27 protein-coding genes and 1 pseudogene are annotated in these 23,525 nt (G+C 38.5%); 26 read left to right on the top strand and 2 right to left on the bottom strand.

The window, feature by feature from the left end:
- Positions 1 to 66: 66 nt before the first annotated feature.
- The 3 genes from LC048_RS19550 to LC048_RS19540 all read left to right on the top strand — a co-directional run bounded on the left by LC048_RS19550 (position 67) and on the right by LC048_RS19540 (position 1,340).
- Positions 67 to 396: a DUF5381 family protein gene (locus LC048_RS19550; protein WP_306048552.1), complete on the top strand. Its 330-nt coding sequence runs from the start codon at positions 67 to 69 to the stop codon at positions 394 to 396.
- On the top strand, positions 393 to 584 hold the full coding sequence (locus tag LC048_RS19545; RefSeq protein WP_306048550.1) for a DUF5381 family protein: 192 nt from the start codon (positions 393 to 395) through the stop codon (positions 582 to 584). The genes LC048_RS19550 and LC048_RS19545 overlap by 4 nt, the downstream gene beginning before the upstream one ends.
- Positions 585 to 1,001: 417 nt before the next feature.
- Positions 1,002 to 1,340: a DUF5381 family protein gene (locus LC048_RS19540; RefSeq protein WP_226606040.1), complete on the top strand. Its 339-nt coding sequence runs from the start codon at positions 1,002 to 1,004 to the stop codon at positions 1,338 to 1,340.
- A 113-nt stretch (positions 1,341 to 1,453) separates the two neighbouring features.
- On the opposite strand, the gene LC048_RS25170 is transcribed toward LC048_RS19540, so the two are convergent.
- Positions 1,454 to 1,639, bottom strand: coding sequence for a DUF5381 family protein (locus tag LC048_RS25170; RefSeq protein ID WP_226606285.1), 186 nt, complete (start codon positions 1,637 to 1,639; stop codon positions 1,454 to 1,456).
- Between the two features lie 415 nt (positions 1,640 to 2,054).
- Here LC048_RS25170 and LC048_RS19535 point away from each other — a divergent pair, with 415 nt between their 5' ends.
- The 23 genes from LC048_RS19535 to LC048_RS19425 all read left to right on the top strand — a co-directional run bounded on the left by LC048_RS19535 (position 2,055) and on the right by LC048_RS19425 (position 21,248).
- Complete coding sequence (locus LC048_RS19535; RefSeq protein ID WP_226606056.1) at positions 2,055 to 3,359, top strand: YcaO-like family protein; 1,305 nt, start codon at positions 2,055 to 2,057, stop codon at positions 3,357 to 3,359.
- 28 nt (positions 3,360 to 3,387) lie between these two features.
- Complete coding sequence (locus tag LC048_RS19530) at positions 3,388 to 4,029, top strand: hypothetical protein (protein WP_226606059.1); 642 nt, start codon at positions 3,388 to 3,390, stop codon at positions 4,027 to 4,029.
- On the top strand, positions 4,026 to 5,744 hold the full coding sequence (locus LC048_RS19525; RefSeq protein WP_306048548.1) for a SagB family peptide dehydrogenase: 1,719 nt from the start codon (positions 4,026 to 4,028) through the stop codon (positions 5,742 to 5,744). The genes LC048_RS19530 and LC048_RS19525 overlap by 4 nt, the downstream gene beginning before the upstream one ends.
- Positions 5,737 to 6,255: a hypothetical protein gene (locus tag LC048_RS19520; RefSeq protein ID WP_306048546.1), complete on the top strand. Its 519-nt coding sequence runs from the start codon at positions 5,737 to 5,739 to the stop codon at positions 6,253 to 6,255. The genes LC048_RS19525 and LC048_RS19520 overlap by 8 nt, the downstream gene beginning before the upstream one ends.
- A 190-nt stretch (positions 6,256 to 6,445) precedes the next feature.
- Entirely contained in the window at positions 6,446 to 6,619 is a 174-nt protein-coding gene (locus LC048_RS19515) for a thiocillin family RiPP (protein WP_226606069.1), read from the top strand.
- Positions 6,620 to 6,648: 29 nt separating this feature from the next.
- A complete protein-coding gene (locus LC048_RS19510) occupies positions 6,649 to 6,828 on the top strand; it encodes a hypothetical protein (RefSeq protein WP_226606072.1) in 180 nt (59 codons plus the stop codon).
- A 22-nt stretch (positions 6,829 to 6,850) separates the two neighbouring features.
- The gene (locus LC048_RS19505) at positions 6,851 to 7,018 is read left to right on the top strand and encodes a thiocillin family RiPP (protein WP_226606074.1); all 168 of its coding nucleotides are present in this window, start codon (positions 6,851 to 6,853) and stop codon (positions 7,016 to 7,018) included.
- Positions 7,019 to 7,101: 83 nt separating this feature from the next.
- Positions 7,102 to 8,238 carry a site-2 protease family protein gene (locus LC048_RS19500; protein ID WP_226606077.1) on the top strand — a complete coding sequence of 379 codons (1,137 nt, stop codon included), beginning with the start codon at positions 7,102 to 7,104 and terminating at the stop codon, positions 8,236 to 8,238.
- A gap of 18 nt (positions 8,239 to 8,256) precedes the next feature.
- Positions 8,257 to 9,306 (top strand): hypothetical protein, encoded by a 1,050-nt coding sequence (locus LC048_RS19495; protein WP_306048544.1) that lies wholly within the window; start codon positions 8,257 to 8,259, stop codon positions 9,304 to 9,306.
- A 284-nt stretch (positions 9,307 to 9,590) separates the two neighbouring features.
- On the top strand, positions 9,591 to 10,736 hold the full coding sequence (locus tag LC048_RS19490) for a hypothetical protein (RefSeq protein ID WP_306048542.1): 1,146 nt from the start codon (positions 9,591 to 9,593) through the stop codon (positions 10,734 to 10,736).
- Positions 10,737 to 10,747: 11 nt separating this feature from the next.
- Positions 10,748 to 11,638, top strand: coding sequence for a thiopeptide-type bacteriocin biosynthesis protein (locus LC048_RS19485; protein WP_226606083.1), 891 nt, complete (start codon positions 10,748 to 10,750; stop codon positions 11,636 to 11,638).
- Positions 11,639 to 11,656: 18 nt separating this feature from the next.
- On the top strand, positions 11,657 to 12,415 hold the full coding sequence (locus LC048_RS19480) for an ABC transporter ATP-binding protein (RefSeq protein WP_226606085.1): 759 nt from the start codon (positions 11,657 to 11,659) through the stop codon (positions 12,413 to 12,415).
- Between the two features lie 3 nt (positions 12,416 to 12,418).
- On the top strand, positions 12,419 to 13,246 hold the full coding sequence (locus LC048_RS19475) for an ABC transporter permease (RefSeq protein ID WP_226606088.1): 828 nt from the start codon (positions 12,419 to 12,421) through the stop codon (positions 13,244 to 13,246).
- A gap of 10 nt (positions 13,247 to 13,256) precedes the next feature.
- Entirely contained in the window at positions 13,257 to 13,439 is a 183-nt protein-coding gene (locus LC048_RS19470) for a hypothetical protein (RefSeq protein ID WP_226606090.1), read from the top strand.
- Positions 13,440 to 13,743: 304 nt separating this feature from the next.
- Positions 13,744 to 14,664, top strand: a complete 921-nt coding sequence (locus tag LC048_RS19465; RefSeq protein ID WP_226606092.1) for a polyprenyl synthetase family protein — start codon at positions 13,744 to 13,746, stop codon at positions 14,662 to 14,664.
- A gap of 12 nt (positions 14,665 to 14,676) precedes the next feature.
- Entirely contained in the window at positions 14,677 to 14,841 is a 165-nt protein-coding gene (gene comX / locus LC048_RS19460; protein WP_226606095.1) for a competence pheromone ComX, read from the top strand.
- 14 nt (positions 14,842 to 14,855) lie between these two features.
- Positions 14,856 to 17,207: a sensor histidine kinase gene (locus tag LC048_RS19455; RefSeq protein ID WP_226606098.1), complete on the top strand. Its 2,352-nt coding sequence runs from the start codon at positions 14,856 to 14,858 to the stop codon at positions 17,205 to 17,207.
- Entirely contained in the window at positions 17,182 to 17,826 is a 645-nt protein-coding gene (locus LC048_RS19450) for a response regulator transcription factor (protein WP_306048536.1), read from the top strand. The genes LC048_RS19455 and LC048_RS19450 overlap by 26 nt, the downstream gene beginning before the upstream one ends.
- Before the next feature lie 150 nt (positions 17,827 to 17,976).
- Positions 17,977 to 18,510, top strand: coding sequence for a DUF5381 family protein (locus LC048_RS19445; protein ID WP_226606286.1), 534 nt, complete (start codon positions 17,977 to 17,979; stop codon positions 18,508 to 18,510).
- A 69-nt stretch (positions 18,511 to 18,579) separates the two neighbouring features.
- The gene (locus LC048_RS19440) at positions 18,580 to 19,086 is read left to right on the top strand and encodes a DUF5381 family protein (protein WP_226606102.1); all 507 of its coding nucleotides are present in this window, start codon (positions 18,580 to 18,582) and stop codon (positions 19,084 to 19,086) included.
- Between the two features lie 489 nt (positions 19,087 to 19,575).
- A complete protein-coding gene (locus tag LC048_RS19435) occupies positions 19,576 to 20,247 on the top strand; it encodes an HAD family hydrolase (protein ID WP_306050548.1) in 672 nt (223 codons plus the stop codon).
- Between the two features lie 150 nt (positions 20,248 to 20,397).
- On the top strand, positions 20,398 to 20,781 hold the full coding sequence (locus tag LC048_RS19430; protein ID WP_226606106.1) for a hypothetical protein: 384 nt from the start codon (positions 20,398 to 20,400) through the stop codon (positions 20,779 to 20,781).
- A gap of 152 nt (positions 20,782 to 20,933) precedes the next feature.
- Entirely contained in the window at positions 20,934 to 21,248 is a 315-nt protein-coding gene (locus tag LC048_RS19425; protein WP_306048534.1) for an SMI1/KNR4 family protein, read from the top strand.
- 880 nt (positions 21,249 to 22,128) lie between these two features.
- Here the strand turns inward: LC048_RS19425 and LC048_RS19420 are convergent.
- Positions 22,129 to 23,194, bottom strand: a pseudogene (locus LC048_RS19420) (nitric oxide synthase oxygenase).
- Between the last annotated feature and the right edge of the window lie 331 nt (positions 23,195 to 23,525).

Below are 23,525 nucleotides of genomic sequence, written 5' to 3'. Positions count from 1 at the left end.
TTGGAAGAAACTCTGCTTCCAAATTAATCAAAGAAAATGTCATAGAGTCATTGGAAAAGGTGCCTTATGGAAAATGAAATGCAAGAGAATAATATAAAAGTTTACGATGATCGAGTAGAGGTCGTTTATACCAGCGGAGGAGCAGGTTGTCTGTTGACTGGTGGCGGTATCATGTTCTTGGCCTCCCTCTTCATCTTATTTTACATAGTTCCTACATCAGGGGTAGTAAGAGCATTTATAGGAGTTATAATTGGAGGCATTGGCTTCTTGTTTATCAGCACAATGTTGATAAAAGTTTTAAGAGCCGTACTAACCGGAAAGGCAATATATACAGTCAGGATGGGTATTTTAAAGGGAAAAACAAGGCAGTCCCGATTAAGGATATCACAGATATGAAGTGGGCTGGCAGTTCATTGAAGTACCTGGCAATCAAAACGGTAAATAAAAAGACCGTCAAGTTATCTTCTTATAATCTCGTTCCAGAAGAAAAAGTGAACCAGGTGATCAATGATTATGTTATACCCAATGCGACCCCTGAATTGAAACGGAATTGGGAAAAACGTATGGGCAATAGAGGAGACTGATTGTGAGATTCTAGGGAGTAAGGGGAAGTACCTTTTGCTCCTTTTTTGGAAGATTTTTTGATACAGCAGAACCGTCACTCTGTCTCCTGTAGGCTATTGGTTTATATAAGGATGTGAATGTTGTTGTATACAATCTTTGTGTTTTTATTGGGGGTATTGCTTGTAGGAATTGGAGCAGTTTCTTTTTTTCGGCCCTACAAATATCCTTGGTTAGTAAGATTCTTGATTTTACTCTTTGGTGTAGGGTTTTTGACTTATTCCTTTGCGGATTGGTCAGGTCTAGTAAATTCATTATTATAGGAATTTAAGCAGAACTGGAATAAGTGTATGAGCAATAAAGGCGCATAGATTGGTAGGAGCTTGCTGGCTAAAGCGATTAGCTCTGTAAGCTTTTCTTATGTGAAAGGTGACCTTAATATGGAAGAACATAATATAAAAATTTCAGAAGGAAAGGTCGAGATTCTCTACACGAATTTCGGTGCTGGTTGCATGGCATCATCTGCGTTATTTGGTACGTTGCTTTCCGCCTTTGTTCTGTTTGTTGTAGCGCCTGATTCAGGTTTTGTTAGAGGCCTTTTAAGTATCGTTATCGGACTGATTGGGCTGATTTTTTCAGGCTTCATCTTACTCAAACTCATAAGTGTCATCCTTTCAGGCAAGACATTATTAACAATTGAGTCTGGATCTTTAAAAGGTCGTAAAGAACCGTCCCTAAGTCTCCACCAACCAACTTCCAACAATCAACAAAACGACTAAAACACCAACAAAGACATTTTTCCTCCCCATACCTAAACCTCTTTTCTTTGAATTAGAAATAGGATTGAGAAAATCACCCTTCAATAATGGGAAAAGACAACCGTCCCTTGGTCTTAGGCTCCTTTATTATCCATGCGTTTTTCCCAATTCAATTTTAATTCAGGTGTCGCATGTGGGACTAGATATTCCTGTATAAGCTGGTTCACCTTTTCTTCACCTACCAGATTATAAGTAGGGAATTTGATTTTCTTTTTGTTTGTGGTTTGGACAACCAGGTACTTTAAGCACCGTCCCTTTATCTATTTTACAGTGGCTATAAGCCACCCTCGTGTACATCCTCTGACTAATCAATGATCTAATCTCATAGGGTAATAGTCCTGGTATCTTGTTTGTATAAAGTTGAAAAATTTGTGCATAGGGAACTGAAATCGGTCAAAAAATGAACATTACTATTTGAAAGTCGACAGGTAATGATGTTTGAAACAAATATATACAATATGCTAATGCAACTAATCAACAATTCAGTAAGTAATTTCAATAACCTCTCTCTTCTCATACGGTACCGCATTCATTATTGTGGAAAAATGAAGTAAACCACATAAAGTTTTCGGTATACTTCACCGAAGATTTCGGTGTTGTCAAAGTTTAGTTACATTATACTGGAAATACACATCCAATGTATCATTTTAATTCCATATTAAAGGAGGGTTTTTTTTGGGAACAAAGCCTTTGGAGAATTTCCATAATCCATTGGGAGGATTAATGTCTTACCCAGTAAGTCTTCCTACCAATTGTGGTGAGCCAGACTACCCGATATTCAGTGCTTCGCTTGGGGACCTGAACAATGTCAGCTTATTTAAGAACCGTAATTACGGCAGGCCGATCGAACTTACTGGTGCTGGAGGAGATTTGAAGGAAGATCTAGCGCGAACCAAAGCGATTGCTGAGACTCTGGAAAGGTATTGTTCGTGTGTTTATAAAGAAGAGCAATTCATTTATGCCACTGCTAACGAGCTTGGCGACGAAGCCTTGAATCTGGATAGCATCCCGCAGATTTCAGACTTAGAAGCGGCTCATCCCTCATGCTTCATTAGCAAGCCAGACAAAGACAAAGTGATTCGCTGGGTCAAAGGTTACTCGCTTACGAATAAGAGGACTGTATGGGTACCGGCTGTCATGACTTATCTACATATCCCCCAGCATGAAAATGAAAGATTTTGGCTGCCAATATCGACTGGTTGTGCCATTCACAGAAGTTATGAAGAAGCACTGATTAACGGGATCAATGAGGTTGTTGAGCGAGATGCGATTGCCTTGACATGGCTGCAGCGTTTACAGCTTCCTAAATTGAAAATCAATGAGTACAAGTTGCCGAAATGGGTTCAGGAATATTATCAACAAATCATCAATCAGGATTTTGTCATCACTGAGTTTTTTGACGCGACAACCGATGTGGGCATTCCTTCCATCTATTGCGTTCAGACAACTCCCCATAACCCAAAGTTGTCTACCATTGTCATGTGTACTACGGAATTAGACCCCAATATTGCTTTGACTAAAATCATGAGAGAGGCTGCCTCCTTAAGGATCGCCTTACAAAATAAAAAGCAGAATGATAGAAACATAGATGAATTTCTCGATGTAATGGACGGGGCTTTATTTATGGGGAAACCAGAAAACATGCACAAGTTTGATTTTCTGAAAGAATCCCCGAATACCACTAATTTTGAGGACATGGCTAACTACGCTACAGGTGATAGCAAAGCAGACCTTGATTTCTTGATTGACCACCTAGGACAGAAAGGGCATGAATTGATCGCAGTAGACATGACAACCGATGAGTCCAGGAGACACGGAATGTACGCTGTAAAAGTGATTGCTCCTTCGTTGATGCCATTATCGTTTGCGTACACGGCGAGATTCTTAGGAACGGAAAGACTATATTCTGCTCCTCTTAAAATGGGATACGGAATCAAAAGGGAACAGGATATCAATAAAGATCCTCAGCCATTTGCCTAAATGAAATTGGAGAAAAGGGGGTTAAAAAATGAAGATTCAATTATTCAGCATTGGAAAATTTGCCGATGAAATCGCTAGTTTTCTAGATAGAAATATGGATAATATCCAAATAACCCAATTAAGTGGTATTTATCCTGAATACGACATGGAATTATTACAGGAAGCGGAATTATTCATTGTTCTAAGTTCTCAGCCTTGTGTTGATTTATGTAAGAATTTGGAGAAGCATGCTTATTCAATTGGTGCGAAGTTCTTTCCTGTCATTGCGAATCAACCAATGGTTACTATTGGACCGCTAAGTAATACGGATGAAGGTGCCTGCTACCATTGCTTTGTTGATCGTGTCTTGCAGCATAGTCCAATCGCTGCCGTGCAGAATTCGGTCAATGAATTCTACAATCATAATATGATTCCTTCGGATATGGGTTTCCACCCTGCAGACGTAAGTATGTTCGGTAATTGGCTGCTTTATACGCTCGAACATAATTTAGGTAGCCTGGAAGGTCAAATATTCAACTTCAATACTTATAGTCGATATGGTTATAAAAGTAATGTCATTGGCGTCCATGGGTGTGAAAGATGCGGTACACAAAATGAGGCAGCCAGGAGCTATATGACTTTGGAAAATATGTTCAAAAATGAAATGGGCGGGAAGGAGCTTATAAAATGATTGCATCCAAAAAAATAACAGCGCAACAAATGGGATTGGCTGTTTTCAACGATCCGCAATTCAAGCTTCCTGAAAGACCTTTGTTTTCTAATCACTTCACCCTAATCCAACATCTCGAGGATGGCCTTATCATAGATGGAGGAATCGAAAAACAATTACTTAGAGGGAATGCGACTAAGACATTGATTCCTGAACTAATCCCGTTATTGGATGGTACTAAAAGTATTCCGAAAATAGCTAGTGAGCTTCCAGAATATGAGCTCAGGAATATATATGAAGCTGTAGCCTTATTATATACAAGAGGTGTCATCCAAGAGGGGTATCAAGTAAATGAATCTCCTGCATCTCCTTACCTGCCGTATCTGGAAAGGTTCATTGATGGGACGCGAATCAATGTTTCGGCTGGCCAGGCTTTAGAGCGTCTGCGCAGCCACACGATCAATATTATTTCCGACAGAGAGAAATACATTAAACTAAAAGAGCATTTTTTACAATATGGGGTACAAGTTGATGATCGGGACTGTGCTGAACAATCCGCAGATGCCAACCTGATTACTTTGTTGGTTCTGGATCACATCGACGATTTATATGACCATAAAGTAACCATGAAGAAGCTGGCTTCCAGGAAAGTTCCTTGCTTTGTTGCGATATTACAGGGCAGTACGCTTATTACTGGGCCATACATAGATACTGAAAATACAATGTGCTTTGAATGTTTTCTAGAGCAGCTGGAGAGAATCTCTGTCAGTACAGAAACAGATGATTCCGTTGGAGTAAGCAGGTTGAAAGAGGCAGGCTTAGGATATGTGGCCGGGGAGCTGACCAATTTCTTATCAAGGGTCTCATCTCTTCTAATCACCCAGAATATGGTGAATATAGTAGATTTAAAAACATGGGACTCAAATCAAATTAAATTCTCTAAAGTTCCATATTGTATAGGTTGTGATTGCGTCGACGACAAGGACCCGGTTATTGATATCGTAAGTCAATATGAAAGTTTTGTATCGTTTCCACCTCGTGAATTCATCAGTATCAAAGATCATCAGAATCATTATCGACCGAAGAATCTTGAGTTGGCAAGGTTTTTTAAAGAGTTTCATAGCTTTCCTTTTATTCAGCTAGAGAAGGAAAGCAGCTTGCCGACGGCACAGGAACTGAAGGAAGGGAAAGCTGCTGATTTAAGAAAGCTGGCAAAAATACTGCTGTTTTCGAATGGGCTCAAAACGGGCAGTACTCCAAGACCGAATCAAGTGAATCGATATGCCCCGACAGGTGGGAATTTGGGATCCGTTGACATGTATTTCTTGAATACAGGAATTGAAGGGCTTGAACAGGCCGTTTACTTTTACGATCCATTAAAACATGGGCTTTATCAAATTACCGAGAAGCTGGATCAATCAATATTAGCTGAAGCCATAGCTGATAAGGACAAAATCCAAGCGGAATTTTCGGAACATTTGGGATATTTTGTACTTGCAGGTTCCTATGAGAAAGTTGCTCAAAAATACAAAGAATTTGGATATAGAATCGTGAATCTCGATGCAGGTGTTGCATTTACCCATATAAAGGCATCGAGTGAGGCAACGGGATTGAGTGTGTTGGAAACAGATCGATATATCGATGATCATTTAATGCAGTTACTCAAGTTCAACAGAAGGAAAGAAATCATCACATACTTAATCGCAGTAGGAAAAAGGAGTGAGCTGGATGAATAAGGCACTTCACCCTAATTATACGATTGTTCACGAGTTGATTGAGACAGCGAAGCATGGCTCATTGGTGGATCTCCCGGCTGCATCTGAACATATTCTTACGGAAATGCCAGCATTCGATCATAGTCTGGATCAGATATTAAGTGCGCGACAATCAACACGATTCTTCGATCAGGAGAAAGCCATATCATATGAACACTTGATGAAGATCCTAGAAAACAATAAGGAGTTCCAGAGGACTAACTGGTTTGAGGATTTTGAAGAGGGTACCAGCATCGAGCAATATGTTCTGGCCAGAAGGGTCGAGAAAGATCTGGAATTCAAGAATGACCGTATTTATGAATACTGTGGACAGGAATTGATTCCTTTAAATGATATCTGTTTAACAGAAATCATCAATGAGATTTTTCTGCAAAAAGAGAATTCTCTCAAGCTGCTGCTATCATCATTTTTGTCGGAAAAGTGGAGAGGGCTGTCCAACTATATGGTCCAAGAGGATACAATCGACTGCTAAAAAAATCTGGCGCGATTGCCGAATTCTCATGGCTGCATACAATTGACCTAGGCTATGTAGGAACCGTCTTCGCAGGCATTTTGCCAAGTGGGTTAAGGAAAATATCAGATCTGGATGGTTATCGGAAGTGTCAGATGTTTGCTTTCGCGTTGGGTCATCCAATACAGCAACTTGAAAGGAGGTGATAAACATGGAAGATAAGAAACAATTAGAACTATATGCTGAGGAACTGCCTGAGATGTCACAAGGGAATGTCTTGCTCGCATCTACTTCTACAATCAGCACTGAGTCCAGTGCCCTAAGCGCTTCATGCCCTACATCAAGCGTAAGCACTTACGGAACAATGAGCAGTTTCAGTTGGTAAGGTGAATTTTGAATTTTAGGAGGACTCATATGGATACTAATCCTAAAAAAGAACTTGAGTTGTTTGTTGAAGAGCTTTCTGAAAATGAAACTTCTATCATGAATTATGGCTGCTGCTGGGCTTGTGGCTCTTCGTTCACATCAGCATCAACATTTGGAAGTTGTGCAGGAACGGCATCGACAGCAGCAAGTGCTTCCTGTGGATGTTAAAAAATAATAAGGTGGGTTTGACATGACTGAAAACGTAGATTTGGAGTTATATGCAGAAGAGCTTACGAATGAAGCTGACTTGAATCTCGCGAACTGTTTGGCCACGCTTTTGACTGGCGGATCCTTTGCAACTGCGGGTAGTTGCGGATCATCTGTGGGAACTTCATCGACATTCTCTTCTGCCGGGTAATAAACAAAAAAAGTATGGATAAGAGACATTATATAGTTGCCGCTATATATGTCTCTTATTACTAAAAGAGGGTGGAACTATCAATGGCAGGTGAACCATTAATATATGACAATAATCAGGATGCCTTTCATTTCTCAAGTACATCTAGACTTCAATTCAATGATCTATTCGAAATAAGTGATATAGATAATAACATATATTTATACAATAAACAAACAGAAAAACTCTTCAGGATTCCGGCACATGCGAAGCTGATCTTATCCAAGATCAGGGAGTCAAACGTAACGTTCGACGAGTTATTTAGGGATCTGGGAGAAAGCTTCGATTTGAAAAATCCGGATGTAACCAACCAATTAACAGCCTTTATAAATCAAATGCTCAATGTGGGTGTTATTTTTACCCATACCCACAATCTTGAAGAAGAGAAAAGTTCTAATGGAACGATGTGGAAGGATAAGATTGATGGACGAATCTTGAAATTCAATCTTATATCTACATTGGATGAAGACCTGCAGGGATTTAAGCTCAAACTTCCCGCCTGGTCGAAAAAGACTTGGACAATAACAATAAGCATATATACATTATCATTATGCCTATTTATCTATATTTTTATGATGGATAACCCTAGTTTATTCTATGGGAGCAGAAATTACTTCTTGATTATTCCCTGGCTGATCGTCCACCTTACAGGACATGAATTAATGCATGCAATAATGTGTAAACACGTCGGCGGTAAGGTCAAAGAAGCTGGTGTAGGATTGTTATATTATTTTATTCCTGTTGCTTATGTGAGAACAGCTGAAACATTCAAATTATCATCGGGAAAAAGGGCAGCCATTGCTGTAGTGGGTCCTGTTTACGATATTACAATGGCTTTGATAACACTTGTAATCACTATTTTGACTGAAGGAACATTTTTCCATTATATAGCTTTTCATATTATGGTTTTTCAGTTTTCATTATTTATCTTCAACTGTAATCCTTTATTGCCAACAGACTTGTTCAGGACAATTGAAAGCTTGTCCGGGCAGATCAATGTCCGCGGAAGAAGCCTTAAGTTCCTGAAAGGAATGGTAATTAAAAAGTCTTTGCCGTTGTATCTCAAGAACATAAGCGTAAAGATGAAGTTTTTTTACTTTACCTATTCCATCCTGTCAGTACTATACCTCTCGTTATTAATCTATTTGACTTTAAATATAATCATTAAGGCCATCAATTAAGGCCCTGGAGGGAGATTTATGAATCCACAAATCCTTGAAGGCACAAGTACCGGGATTGCTGATCTTCTGCTTACTAGAATTAATGTGAACAGTACCCCGCAAATGAAAACACTAAACTTATGTGAAACAGGGGCAATGATTGATAAAATCGTGAATTTGAAAAAATCATTGAAACCATTGTCAAATGAATTAATAGATGAAATCTTTTCAGTGATCCCAAAAGTGGAAGATAAATCTTCAAGAAACGCCTTTATAAAATTAAAAAGGGATTTGCATAATGACAGAAGAACCAGCATTACGGAACAGAAATTACAATCCATGCTTTCTCATTTGAATGATGGGCAAAAAGAGTTATTCAAGAGCTGGTATGAAAACCATATGGAACTAGTTTGCTGTGAAGAGAGATTAGTTGAAACATATAATCAAGAAATCGCTGCTGCCGAAAACAACCTGAAGGCAGCATTTGAGGATACAGATGACAATGAACTGCTCAGAGGGCTTTCTTTGGTGAATCCCAGCCTGGTTGACACTATATTAAGGAAGAAAAATAAAAAGTGGAGCCTGGATGCCAATATTACCAAATCAACCTATTCCTATCTGCAGCGTGCCATTTTGAAAACGAGCCCTTTAAGTACTCTTACCCAATTAGCAGGCACTTGCTTAGATAGTGGGGAAAAAGAACTTCAATGGAGTAACGGCTCCAGGCACAGTCTAAGATGGTCGAGGTCACTGATTACCTCTTTCTTTGAATATGTAAGCAGGAGTGACGAGTATAAGCACCTGATTCAATTCCATCTTTCAACAGAAGTGAATTTCGATGGAAAGTCACGAAGGATCAGAGGTGTGTACTATAACCAGGGAGGATTTAGCTGGAAAAAAGAAGAAATCATCTCTAATAATATGTTGGTCACTATACTTTCTAAGCTTGATAACAAGTTTAATTCACCGTTTTTCTTGGCCGGTTTGGAGGAAGAACTGGATGTCCCGAACAAAAGCATGATTATGAAATTATTATTATCTCAACGTTTGATCAGGCCCCATTGCGCCTTTTTCGAGTGCCATCGATGATCCTTTCGCTAAAATAGCGGACCTTATTGAGACAAGGAATAATGAAAAGGACAATTCCTTAATCAGTCTATTAAGGAATTTGGAAACTCTTAGATGCCGCTTAATAGCAGAAGAGCGGGCCTCAAAAAGGCTGAACATCGTCCAGGATATCAGAACGACTCTTCAACATATCATTGAACAGATTCCTTTCACCAGCGCTGAGCGATTAAGTGAAACGTTAATTTATGAAGATGTCCGCTCGAAATGCTCCATTCCGTACCTTGGAGAGCATGTAAAAAAAAGACTTGGAGAAGCTTGAAAAACATATTGAACCATATATTTTTGTGACGAATTTTTATAGTCAATTGGTTCAATGGTATAAAGACAATATCGGCAAAGGTAAGAAATGTGACTTATTGACATTTCTTACCCAGCTGGCCAGCAAGGAGAATGTTTTGAGCCATATGATCAGTTCAGCAAGAAGTTATGATATGGATCCTTTAAAGGTAAAGGCTGAATTGAAAGAACCACTGACATTCAATGTATTTTTCCAAGTTGCCGCTAAGAGTTATGATGACATTTTAAATGGGAATTACTCTTTGATCGTTAATAAGATTTCTAATGGGCGGGGTACCATTTTTTCAAGGTTTAACAAGTTGTTCAATCCTGAAGTTTACCGAAGAGAGCTGCAATGTTGGATGACACAAACGTTTGAAGGCAGACCTGTGGAGTTCTCCGTTTCGACGGATTGGTCGAATTTGCAAGAGAATTTTTCAGTATTGGATGACTTTATAAGATGGGTCGAAGATATGGATTATACGGATAGCGGAACCAAGCATTTTTTGAAGGACTTTAACATTGAACATGATACCGAGAATGATGTACTGAAAATTATCGATGGATCAGGTGAACGGATTTCCCCGGTTTATACAGGTACGGTACCTGAGCATATGACGTCCGGGATCAACAAGATTTTCATGACGCTTGCTAACCCCTGGATCATCAATACTCCTTTTGGAATTAATCCAAGACCATTTCAGACTGAATTCAATGGAAACAGGATGCACATTGAAAGAGAAGAAGATGGAAGGATCGTGCTTAATAGGGAAAAATGGATTTTCCCAAGTAGCGATTTTGAAGAAATCCTTTCCACTGCGGATAAAATCAATGTTATGTTTAAAATAAGAGAATTTTTCCAATCCAATTATTTGCCAAATGAAGTATTTGTTTTAGTTTCTGACGAACATGGCTCTCTATTGGGAGAGAAACCATTTTATTTACATATTGATAATCTATATTCGCTCAATATGTTGATCAGGAAAGTAAATAACAGTAAATTTGTTGTCTTTACAGAGGTACAACCGAATGAAGGCGATACATGGTACAAGAATGAGGCGGGAGAGCCTGTGGTAACTGAGTTCGTCAGTTTGGGAAGCATTAAATACCAATAAGGGGTAGACAGATGAAAAATTATGAGTGGCTTCAGTACAATATTTATTCGAAGGATATTCACGAGTTGGATTACCTCGTAAGTTTCATTGTAAAACCAGCAGCATACAAAGTGAAAACGATGTTTGATGTGAGCAATTGGTTTTTTATCCGATACCTGGACGAAACGGGTCCACATATCAGGCTCCGCTTCCAAATCAGTGAAAATGAATTCTCGGACGTCATGGGATGCCTGGAAGAGTTCCTGTCAACTTCTCTTGAATCTTTAAATGAACAATCCATTGCCATTCCGAAAAGGCTGCTTCCGCTAAATATGGGAGAAGGGCTTTTCTCCTCGGCTGCGAGAAGATTTGAATTGTCTCTTTATGATCCCGAGTTAGAAAAGTATGGAGGGGAAGAAGGAATCTTACACTCGGAAAAGCACTTCAGTTCATCCAGTAACCTTATTTTAGAGGTTATCGAAGACATTATAACAGAGAGGGTCAACAGGTTCGAATTTGCGATAAAGTTGATGGATAACCTGATGAAGGCGGCTTGGGAAAACCAAAACGAAATCGATGAGTTCTTATTAAACTACACGAAGTATTGGGCAGGAGATAAACTGAAAAATGGTGATAATCAAATCAGCCAAAACTTCATCAATTCTGCCATGTCCAGAAATGAGAAAGTCAAAGAAATACTGGTGTCTGAATTTCCTCCAAATACTGAAAGGGCATTGGAGCAATTCACTGATGAACTGAAGCTGATTTTACAGGAAATGAACCCTTTAGGTGAGAGTGGACCTGACGGCATTTATTTTCATTTCACTCATATGATGAATAATCGCTTAGGGGTATGGCCAATTGAGGAATCTTATTTAGCGGCACTTCTGTATAGTGCAGGGAAAACAACAGTAACCAATTAAAGGTTAGGAGTTGAAAATATGAGCGTGCTGGTAATGGAGAAAGAACCATTGATAGTAGAAGGTTTATCGAAGAGTTATGGAGAAAGCAAAGTGTTGAATGAAATCTCCCTTACTTTAAATCAGGGAGAAATTTTTGGGGTTCTCGGAAGGAATGGAGTTGGTAAAACAACCTTCCTTGAAAGCTTGATTGGTCTTAGGTCATTTGAAGCAAAAAGAGTTGAAATATTAGGGTTAGATGCTAATGATCACCGCAAATTTCTTACTAATAAAATTGGTGTGCAGCCACAAGAGGCAGCCCTTATGCAGCGTCAAAAGGTCAGGGAAATCATGGAGCTATTCGCGAGCTTCTATGAGGAGAAGACGGACATAAACGGAATCCTGGATGATTATGATATGCAGGGAATCTCAAATAAATATGTCAAGGATCTATCAGTTGGTCAAAGGCAAAGATTGTTGATAGCTCTTGCATTAGTAGGTAATCCTTCTATATTGATCTTGGATGAACCAACAGCAGGGTTGGATCCACAGGTCAGGTTGCTTATTTGGGATAATCTGGAAAAGTTGAAAAAGCAGGGAAAGACGATCCTAATCACAACGCACTATATGGAAGAAGCCAGCCAGCTCTGTGACCGTATTGCTATTTTGCATGATGGCCGATTTGTTGTATGTGATACACCGAAGAAAGTTATTCAAAAGCATGCTACTCCAATCAAGCAGACACTCGAATCTGCATTCATTAATTTAACGGGGTCAGATTTAAGAAGAGGAGTGGATTGACCGATGGAAGTTAATACTGAAACAAATGCTAGAATTAAAGTTGACAGCTTTGGGAAGACCCAGAAAAATTCCTTTAATGGGTACAGTCAATTAACTAAGGCTGGGTTAACTGAAATCATCCGCGAACCCAAACTTATGTTTTTCATTTTAGTGTTTCCATTGATCTTCCTTTTGTTTTTTGGTGTGATGGGTAAAATGGTGCCTGCATCGGAATCAATGGGGCTGGAGTTTTTTGAATTCATGTTTCCGGGTTTATTGATTTTTGCATTAATGTCGATCGGGCTGCTTGGCACCTCGACTCCTATTGTGGAAATGAGGCAAAAAGGAATCTTAAGGATGTTCGAACTAAGTCCATTAAGTAAGACAACTTTCATCCTTGCCCAAATCAGTATCCGCTATTTACTCTCAGTGATTCAAATTACCTTGTTTATGATTTTAGGTCTATTATTTGGTTTTATTTCATTAAACAATTTGGTTCCAATCATATTATTATCCTTACTCGGTGTGGGACTTATGCTGACACTGGGATTCTTTTTTGGTTCGGTTTTCAAATCTAGTGAAGTTACAAGCGGAGTACTTGCAGGTGTTAGTGCGCCATTGCTCATGTTGAGCGGTGTTCTGCTGCCATTCACTTTGCTTCCAGATATCATCGAAAAAATCGCCATGTTCATTCCTTTCACCTATCTTGGTGATGCGATGAGGCAGATCTTTTTCCCAGATTTACCTGGCGAATATTCTCTTATGACAGATATCTTAGTCATCATTGGTTTTACAGTGGTTGTTTATTTCATATCAGTTAAAACTTTTAAATGGAATCTAGATAAGAATTGAGGGTGATTTTATGAAAAAAGGCAGAAAGATGGCGATGTTCATTTCTTTGTTCATTTTAATTGTCTTTCCACTCATCTTCTTAATTCTATCTTTGAAGACTGGACAGTGGAAATATAGTACTTATAGCTTGGCTCCTATTTTAGCTGCAGGTCTGACCGGTATCTTAATTGCAGTCAGAAAACCGAAGGAATGACTGAAAGCTATTAAGTCATTCTCTGCCTTGACCGTGGATTTTCCAAGCTTTCGTATCTATCATTAAAATTTTGATTCCGATAACCGTTTTTCTATTTTTACAAAAATGACTTTGATATGGGCCTTTCTATTCTGTCTGGAACAGGGAAAAGTCGTGCTAAATTACTAAGAATTTACTAAAAATTCTCAACAATTCACATGAGTCATGGTATACTACTGGTAAAATAGACCATTCCACACAAGGAAGTCCCCTCTTATTGGGCCTTGTCGAAAGGTCATAGACAAATGGTTATGAGGTTTTAGGAATGATGGATTCTAGTGCTGTACCAATTTATGTGGAAATGATCAAGGTCATTGAGAGCTCTATTTTTCAAGGTTCATTCAAGGAAAGCGCTAAGGAGTTTGTTAGATTCAAAGCTGAAAAAGGTCTGGTTTTCGGTAAGTTGACAGTCCTTCATCATCACCTTTTTGATAATAGTGAAAAGCATATTTATGAATTGGCAGCTGTTATAGAAATTCTAATACTCTCGGCAGATATTTTTGATGATTTGCAAGATAAGGATAATCCGTTTACTCCATGGTCACAAGTTCCCGACTCCATTGCGTTGAATATTGGATTGGGGCTGTTAAGTCTTTCAAATCAATATTCATTCACTATTTCGAAATCCATTCCCCATGGGCAAGAATTGCTCAGCTGCATTCAAGATTACAGTCTTGACTCTATAGCAGGACAGCATTTGGACCTATTGGATTTAATTAAGGGAGAAGAGGACTATATTCAGATGATCCGGCTGAAGTCTGGAAAACTCACTGCATTAGCCTGTCTTGCTGGGGCTATCGCGGGAAATGCATCTCCTCAGGCTTTGGAAATCATCAGAAAATATTCGGAAACTGTGGGAATGTTTGCTCAAGTCAGCAATGATATTGAGGGAGTATTAAGGACTGACACCAAAAATGACCTGTTGAATAAAAGAAGGACCTTGCCAGTTTTATACCTGTTAAATGAATTCAACCAGGCATCGAAGGAAGTTGTCCGGGAAGTCTTTACAGATCGAGGGCTTATAGAAGAAACCCTTCCATTAGTTGTTGAGAAAATTAAACAGTCTGGTGCAGTCCAGTATGCTCAAGTCAAACAAAGAGTCTGGAGTCTAGAGGTATCCAGGATGATCGATGAATTGCCCGTTGAGGATGATAAAAGAAATCAGTTAAAACAATTTATCTTATAAGGAGGAATTATAATGCAGGAGTTAATAAGTTATTTAGTGGAAAATGCTGATGTTTTGGACAAGGTGAAAGTGGGGACAGCCAGTCTGATCAATGTTACATCTACAGAACTCCAGGCGATATTAGATGTCTTTGACAGTTCTTCTGGATTGTCGAAAAGAGCTGGATATTGGGATTGATCCGGGAGAGTTGAATGAGTTTCCACGGTCATATCAAGTTAGATAGTAATAGAAAGATTGTTTTTTATGGCACAATTTTATTTGCTTTGCTCAACATTATTTATTCAGCTTACATAGTCCTTAATTATCCCTATATCGGACTAGACGTTAAGCGACTCCCAGACGAGAACGCATATTTGGTGTACGGTATGCAACCCAATGGGTGGGCAGTTAATTCAGATATAAACATCAGCGATAGAATTGTTTCGATAAATGGTGCACCTCCAGCTGAACATCTGCCAGTGCAGATGTTCAGTACGATTGAGAAAGCCCATTCATTCATCCTTGATCGCCAAGGAAATCGAATGGAATACATAGTAGAGAAGGGATACGGGAACCTTCAATTAGGGACTCAACTTTTGTATCCAATCTCCGTTCTTCTCATATCTGTCCTGCTGGGTCTATTTGTATACAGCCGTTATACTGGTGGGCGTGAAGCCTTGTATCTATTATTATTCACCGTTTGCCTGGGATGCAGTTATCTCAATGCAAGTGGTTCGGCGAGGTCCGACATCTTCAGCAAAGGCATGACCTTTGCCACTTTGATGCTGATCCCAGTATTCTTCGCGTATTTCCTTGATAATTACATAAGAAATAAATTTAATGTATCTTTCATTCATAAGAGACTTTTAAAAATGCTTGTGTTTAGTAACATCCTGTCTTTTTCGGTATTTTTATTATCTCTTTTTATTTATGCAATGCAGGATATTCGCACTGCTCTGATCTCTCTTTCGTTCATTTTGGAAGTTATCTTGATTGTTTTTTCACTTATCATCCTTTTGATCAGGCAGCAGGATCCTGCACTAAGAGCCAATTTGAAAATCTTGTTATCTGGAATCATTCTCGCTTTCTTTCCATTCATGTTCCTGAATAGCATCCCAATGATTTTTTTCGGATCAGGGATTGTATCTGGAGAGTTTGGTGCTATCTTTATATTGATTCTTCCCCTAACAATCGTTTATCTGTTGATGGCCAAGCAGTTGTTTGACATTGACTTTGTCATAAATCGAGTTGTCTATAATTTTGTAGTCTCCATGCTCTTTACACTGATCATAGCCGTTCTGATGCTTTTTTTAATAAAGGATTCTTTAGTTTCCTCAGACTTTATTACGTTCACCGTGATTTTGTTTTTGTTGTTGAATATTTTCTTATATCTTATAAAGGATATATTTCATTATGATTTCAGATTAAGCGTGTTGGCAGGTAAAAATTTTTATCAATACAGTTTATACAGATATATTGAAATGATTAAAAATGAGCCATCCCGGGATAAGTTATTCGTAAAGCTCTCAGAAGAGGTCCGGACCGTCTTGTCTGTTAATGAAGTTTCGGTAATGGGGATTCCTAAGCTTAAAGACTTTCAAGATGCTCCTGAGGAAATTCCGATTGGAATTCTAAGGAATCTTGAAGTTGGTGAAATACACCAGAACCATAAATGCTTCTTTGTGAAGGTTGGCAGTACGAGTGATTTTAATTATTTGCTGTTCAGTAAATCGAAGCCAAATTCGACAAAGTTAAATCGTGAAGAAATGGAATGGTTAAGAGCCCTTGCCTACCATACATTCGTTTCTTTCGAAAACCTATGGCAAATCGATGAATTGCTTACAGAACTGCAATCTCCACAGAATAGGATTGAAGAGGCACCCTCCTATTCGTTTTTTTCTAAACTGCTCTTTTCTATATCAGAGCGGGAGAGAATGAACCTTTCCAAGGATATTCACGATACTATTCTTCAAGAGAGTATATTCATCAATCGTAAGTTCGACTCTATGAATGAAAGTCTAAGCAAAGAGGAACTCCTTGCTGAAGTTCGCTGTATTCAAGAAAGAATTCTTGATGGAATCTCCTTGGTCAGGGAGGTTTGTCATGAATTACGGCCACCTTTGTTGATAGAGAATGGGATACTATTTTCTATAGAAGAATTGATTGGCAAGGTGCATTTAAGAACCAACATGGTTGTGAAGTTCCGACATAATCTAATAGATTCCCTTGAAAATGATATTGATTTCAGCCTTAATATTTATAGGATTTTCCAGGAATTATTGAATAATGCCGTAAAGCATTCAAGGGCTTCCCTTATAGAAATGAATTTGAACCAGGTTGAAGAAAACTTGGTCATTGAATATCGAGACAATGGAGTTGGTTTTGAACCTTCGGAACATCTAGAGGGGTCTGACCAATTGGGTCTTGTAAGTTTAAAGGAAAGAGCTGCAGGTTATGGAGGAACCTTTAAAGTCGAATCAGGAAAAGACAGAGGAGTTTTTATTCAATTCCATTTTCCAATAAAGAAAGGAGAAAGGTATGATTCATATTCTTATTGTAGATGATCATCCTGCGATTGGCGAAGGAACAAGACTTATACTGGACCAAGAAGAAGACTTTAGAGCGGATTATATCGATCCCGTTAACCAAGATCTTGATGCCAAGAACTTTGATAATTATCAAGTATTCATTCTTGACCTTTATATGCCAGAAGTAACTGGACTTACACTGGCGAAGAAAATACTCTCTAGTCATCCAGAAGCAATCATCATCATCTTTACCGGATTTGAAATCAGTACCCATTTTAATATATTGTTGGAATCAGGAGTGCATGGATTCATAAGTAAAACGGCCTCAAAAGAACAGTTCATTACCTCGATAAGATGTGCGTTAAGAGGAGAAGTCGTTTTGCCCTTGGAATTGTTAAGGCAGCTAAAGAAAGTGGAGACCAAGCCTTTAGGGGGAGATTTATCCGATGTCAGTTTGACAGAGAGGGAGCAGAAGATCTTAATTGAGGTTTCCGAAGGATATACAAACAGGGAAATTGGTGAAAATCTTCTCCTAAGTCAAAGGTCAATTGAGTATTCCCTAACAGGAATCTTCAGCAAGCTGGGGGTAAAGTCCAGGACAGAAGCGTTAAGAAAAGCTGATAAACTAGGCTTGATTCCAAAGGTAGGAATTTAGGCAGCGTTAATTCTGAGCATGGGGACGTACCTTGTGCTTTTTTTTGTGTGGGGAAATGGTGGAGGGTCAGGGAGAAGGTTCTTTATTCATAATAAGTGAAATTGTGTAAATTATAGAGACGGCACATCACCGTCCCTTTGTCTCTTTGGTATACAAAAATCATTAGTTTACTCTAGTGGAAGAGCTGGCAGAAGTCATCTCCATGTTAAATTAGTTGAAGTAGTCTATACCGGCGGAGGGGCAGGTTGCCTATTGACTGGTGGCGGTATCATGTTCTTGGCATCCCTCTTCATCTTATTTTACATAGTTCCTACATCAGGGGTAGTAAGAGCATTTATAGGAGTGATAACTGGGGGCATTGGCTTCTTGTTTATCAGCACAATGTTGATAAAAGTGTTAAGAGCTATACTCACCGGAAAGGCAGTATATACAGTTCAGGATGGGTATTTTAAAGGGAAAAACAAGGCAGTCGCGATTAAGGACATCACAGATATGAAATGGGCTGGCAGTTCATTGAAGTATCTGGCAATCAAAACGAAAAATAAAAAGACCGTCAAGTTATCTTCTTATAACCTTGTTCCTGAAGAGAAAGTGAACCAGGTGATTAACGATTATGTCGTTCCATATGCGACCCCAGAATTTAAGCAGAACTGGAATAAGCGTATGAGCAATAAAGGTGCATAACTTTATAGAAGCTTGCAGGCTAAAGCGATTAGTTCTGTAAGCTTTTCTTATGTGAAAGGTGAGCTTTATATGGAAGAACATAATATAAAAGTTTCAGAAGGTAAGGTCGAGATCCTCTACACGAATCCAGGTGCCGGCTGCATGGTGTCATCGGCGTTATTTGGCACTTTGCTTTCCGCCTTTGTTCTGTTTGTTGTAGCGCCTGATTCAAGTTTCGTAAGAGGCTTTTTCAGTATCGTAATCGGATTGATCGGACTGATTTTTTCAGGATCCATTTTACTCAAGCTCATAAGTGTGATCCTTTCAGGCAAGACATTATTAACGATTGAGTCTGGACTGTTAAAAGGTCGTAAAGATCATGTTCCAATCAATGAAATCAAAGATATCAAATGGGGCGGCTCCAGCTTAAAGTATCTTGTAGTCCAAACCACAAACAAAAAGAACATCAAATTTCCTACTTATAATCTGGTAGGTGAAGAAAAGGTGAACCAGGTTATACAGGAGTATCTAGTTCCTCATGCGACACCTGAATTAAAATTGAATTGGGAAAAGCGCATGGGCAATAAAGGAGCCTGAGTGTGAGATTCTAGGGAGTAAGGGGAAGTACCTTTTGCTCCTTTTTTGGAAGATTTTTTGATACAGCAGAACCGTCACTCTGTCTCCTGTAGGCTATTGGTTTATATAAGGATGTGAAAGTTGTTGTATACAATCTTTGTGTTTTTATTGGGGGTTTTGTTTGTAGGCATTGGAGCAATTTCTTTTTTTCGACCCTACAGATATCCTTGGTTAGTAAGATTCTTGATTTTACTATTTGGTATAGGATTTTTGACTTATTCATTTGCGGATTGGTTCGGTCTAACAAATTAATTATTATTAGGATTCACAATTCAGTGATTCATCTTGCTGTCCGTTAGCCTAATAAAGAAAATCCATACTTCTTTGCGAAGTATGGATTCCTCTCAGCGACAAGGGGACGGTTCTCGTGTCTCATAAAAAGTGAAAATATGTAAATATCAGAGACGGTAGAACCATCCCTCTGTCTCGGTAATTGAAGGAGGAGTTAGTATAGCCACATATAAAGTAATTTTATTGGATTTGGACGGAACGATAACAGACCCTAAAATAGGGATTACTAAATCGGTTCAATATGCGTTGCGAAAAATGGATATAGCTTCACCTGACGTCGATCAACTTGAAGGTTTTATTGGGACTCCTCTTCAAGTTTCATTCGTTGAATACTTCGATTTTGATGAACATCAAACTGAGAAAGCAATTGATTTTTACAGAGAGAGGTTTAAGGTAAAGGGAATAGTAGAAAATGAATTATATCCAAACATTCTCGGCTTATTAACATTTCTAAGAGAACAGAGTTTTAGTTTGATTGTTGCTACTTCAAAACCTACTATCTTTGCTGAACAAATATTACAGCATTTTAAGATTGACCACTATTTTGACCTTGTGGTTGGAAGTAATCTAAATGGAACGAGAACTTCAAAAACAGAAATTATTCAATACGTACTTGATGAGTACAAACAATATAAGCCGGAAGATTTTCTTATGATTGGCGATCGGAAGCATGATATAGTGGGTGCCAATCATAACGGTATCGATTCAATAGGAGTGTTGTATGGATACGGATCTCTCGAAGAGTTAAAGAACTCCGAGCCTACTTATCTTGTCGAGAGCGTTGAACAGGTAAAGGCGGTTTTTGACTTGAGTTTTACGCTTTCTGAATAGTTTCCAGTATTAATAGTTGGGATCTTCATAGGTTATATTGGAATTCCAATGCTCTCACGATTGGTCGATTTAATCTTGGACTAACGATGGATTAAGTAAATGAGCAAATCTATAAAATACAATGTTTTGAACCAATAAAGGGGTAATTAGATGAAAAAGGTTGGATTTATACTAGGTATAGCAATAGTTATTATAGCTGTGTTCATATTTGTAAATAAATTGTACTATCCCTCTCTTCCTATAGAGGATTTATCAGCAAAAGAAGCTATTGATAAACTAAAAGAATCGCAAAGTAAAATAGCAGAAATTGCAGTAGAAGGCGATTCTATTTGGTACATCACAAGAAGTGAGAACAAAGGTATATCGATTGCTGATGAAAATATAAAACAAATGATTGGCTCAAATGGATGGGAATTTAAAGAAAAAGATGGTGCTGGTCTGTTCTTTGAAAAAGACGGAAGGAGATTAATTGCCACCACTCAAATGTGGACTGGAAATTATGTTCTCGTTAAAATCCCAGGTGATTTTAAATAATCTTGAGAGGATTTAAATAATAAACTATCCTGTGAGTTGATCCAGGGAGGATTAACTGATTTTTCTGTTTATTTCCTATTGAGTTAAAGTAATCAGGAGTTGATGAAGCACCGCTAATAATAAGTTTACAATGATAAAAGAAGGTGATAAATATGTTTCAATTTCTTAGTCTGGAACTAAGTCAATTATATGGAGAAGATAAGAAAAAATTACGAACCAAAACTGTCCTTTATAGCCACATAGGAGATGGGAGATGGCACACACATATTCAATCGCCATTATCAAAAGAAGATATTAATAAGTTTGAAGAAGATTTAAAACAAGAGTTGCCTGCTGAATATAAAAAGTTTTTAACAGTATATAATGGTTGTTATTTATTTGATTTATTAAGAGTCGCGGGAAAAGGTGCAGACACATATAAAGGTTTAAGCATAGAAGAGCAAGTTTATTCAGCTTTTGATTTGTAAAATATGGACAATTTATACCGAAGAAAACGTACTCCTAAAAACCATTTCATTTTCGCTGATTCAATTGTAAAAAACACTTATTATGTGATTGACTCTAATGAGAAAGTATTGGAAATAGATTTTAGAACAAAAAAAATGATCAAATCGCACGAAGACCTTCAAATTTTCTTTTATGAAATATTATTAGAAGGGAAAGAAAATTAAGTAAATGGAATATTTTATGAATTTGGGTAAAAGTTATTTTAATTAAAGGGTGTATTGTTTCAGGAAGGATTAACCGCATTTTGTTGAATTACTTATGGAACTATCGACGCAGATTAGTGAACAAATTTGAGATCCCAACAAGACTTAAAATAACCGGAGATTCTCCGGTTAGAGTGAAGAATATGGCTCGGTTGGGTGGAAATAAGCGGAGAATTTCCGGTTAAATGGTTTAAAATTGTCCATTTGCCTGTTTTTTGAGTCGATAGTCGGAATTTCTCGGGCTATTTGAGCTATTTTTAAAGCTTTTCGGAAATAAGGGGAATTTCTCCGCTTATCAACTCGCCGCTGCTTCCCTTAACCGTGACCGCGCTGTGCATGGCAGAAAAAAGTATTCTTGAATAACCACCGACCGCTAATTGAACGATCGGGTGCATTACTTTAACAAAGAATACAAAGAAAGGAGCAGGGATTTCAGATCCAGCTCCTTCCTTATTGCTAAATAGTATACAATTTTATTTGCTGATTCATATGTGAAATTTGTTGTTATTTGCTATGTTTTTTTCTATTTTACACTTCAAATTAAAGTCCGTTAGATTAGCCATGCAGGTGGGTTTTTAACCATTGAGCAGTGATTTTCGGGACACAAGAACCGTCCCTATGTCCCCAAACTTTTCTATTAATAAGGCTTCTCCTGGTAAAAGTAATTAGGCTTTACGATTTCATTTTCATACGATTTATGGAAAATATGCGTCGCAGCAGGGGACACTGGCGGAATCAGCCATGTCCAGTCCCCAGTCAGGTTCCTTCCAGCTCCCTTTTCCTTTTCTTCAAAAATCTTAAACTGCATTCCCGCAGTATGGTGGTCGACAATGGCCACTCTGTCTTCATTGAATGAATAGAGAACACTGGCATTAAGCTCAATCAGGGCCCCGGTCTTTCCATAAGGAAGCATTTTTCTTCATATTCAACCCCATATAATCTGCGATTTTTGGCAAAAGATTGTAGCGATTTTCATCTGCCAAATTCCGTGCCCCTATTTCTGTTCCCATATACCAGCCGTTGAATGGAGCAGCTGAATATTCAATTCCGCCAATCTCGAGCTTCATATCGGATATGAACGGAACGGCATACCATTTTAAAGCTAAATCCTCGAACCATTCAAATTCCTCATGGCGCAAAGGGACCTCAAGCACTAAGCTCTCGGGTATTGGGGAGCATTTTGGCGGATTGCCGTCGACTTGAATCACCAATGGCAGGATGTCAAAATCTGTTCCAGCGCCTTCCCAACCCAGTTGTTCACACACTTTTGTAAATTCAATAGAGCTTGAATCACCGATGATGCCAGTCTCCGTTTCATAGCCAGCATACCGTACGAGCTGGTGGTTCCAAATCCGGATAAAATCCTTCTCATTCCTTTTGGGTTTAAAAATAGTGATTGTCGGCCTGATCCGCCCCTGATTCGTTGCATATTCTATATGATGGAACAGGGCATGCTTTATTTGGTCTTCCTGTTGCAGACCTCGACCATCAAACACGGTCAAAGTATCCCAAAAAAGACGGCCGATGCAGCGGTTGCTGTTCCTCCAAGCCATTTTCGCTCCATGCTCAAGTTCTTCAAATGTATGTTCATAAGTTCCGGTTTGAGAAATCTCCTGCTTTATTAGCTGAATTCTCGCTTCGGTTTCCTGCTCCGATTTTTGCAGCTCTTCATAACAGTTGCGTATAAATCTTTCCGCTTCCATGACCAACTGATTAACCAAACCTGAATCCTCCTGTTACTGTTATCTCGTTCTTATTTTAGCATGAAGGCCGCAATATCAATAATTGGAGAAATGCAGTCAGTTATTTGGAGTTGAAATGAATCAATCTGAAAAACGCAAAGCCAGTCGAATAATCGACTGGCCATGTAATTTATTGATTGCTATATTTCTTTTTCATTTCTTCGCCTTTTTCCTTGATCTTAGTTTTGAGGTTTTCGCCGTTTGTTTTTAGCGTCTCTTAACCGGTAATATATTTCTTCAATATGTGCCCGGTTATTTTGTTTCCGCTCATAACCGGTGACATATCCAATCA

It is taken from the genome of Mesobacillus subterraneus (assembly GCF_020524355.2).
Taxonomy (GTDB): Bacteria; Bacillota; Bacilli; order Bacillales; family Cytobacillaceae; genus Mesobacillus; species Mesobacillus subterraneus_C.
Note: the sequence above shows the minus strand (reverse complement) of the source record. Positions and strands in the feature narration are given on the sequence as shown.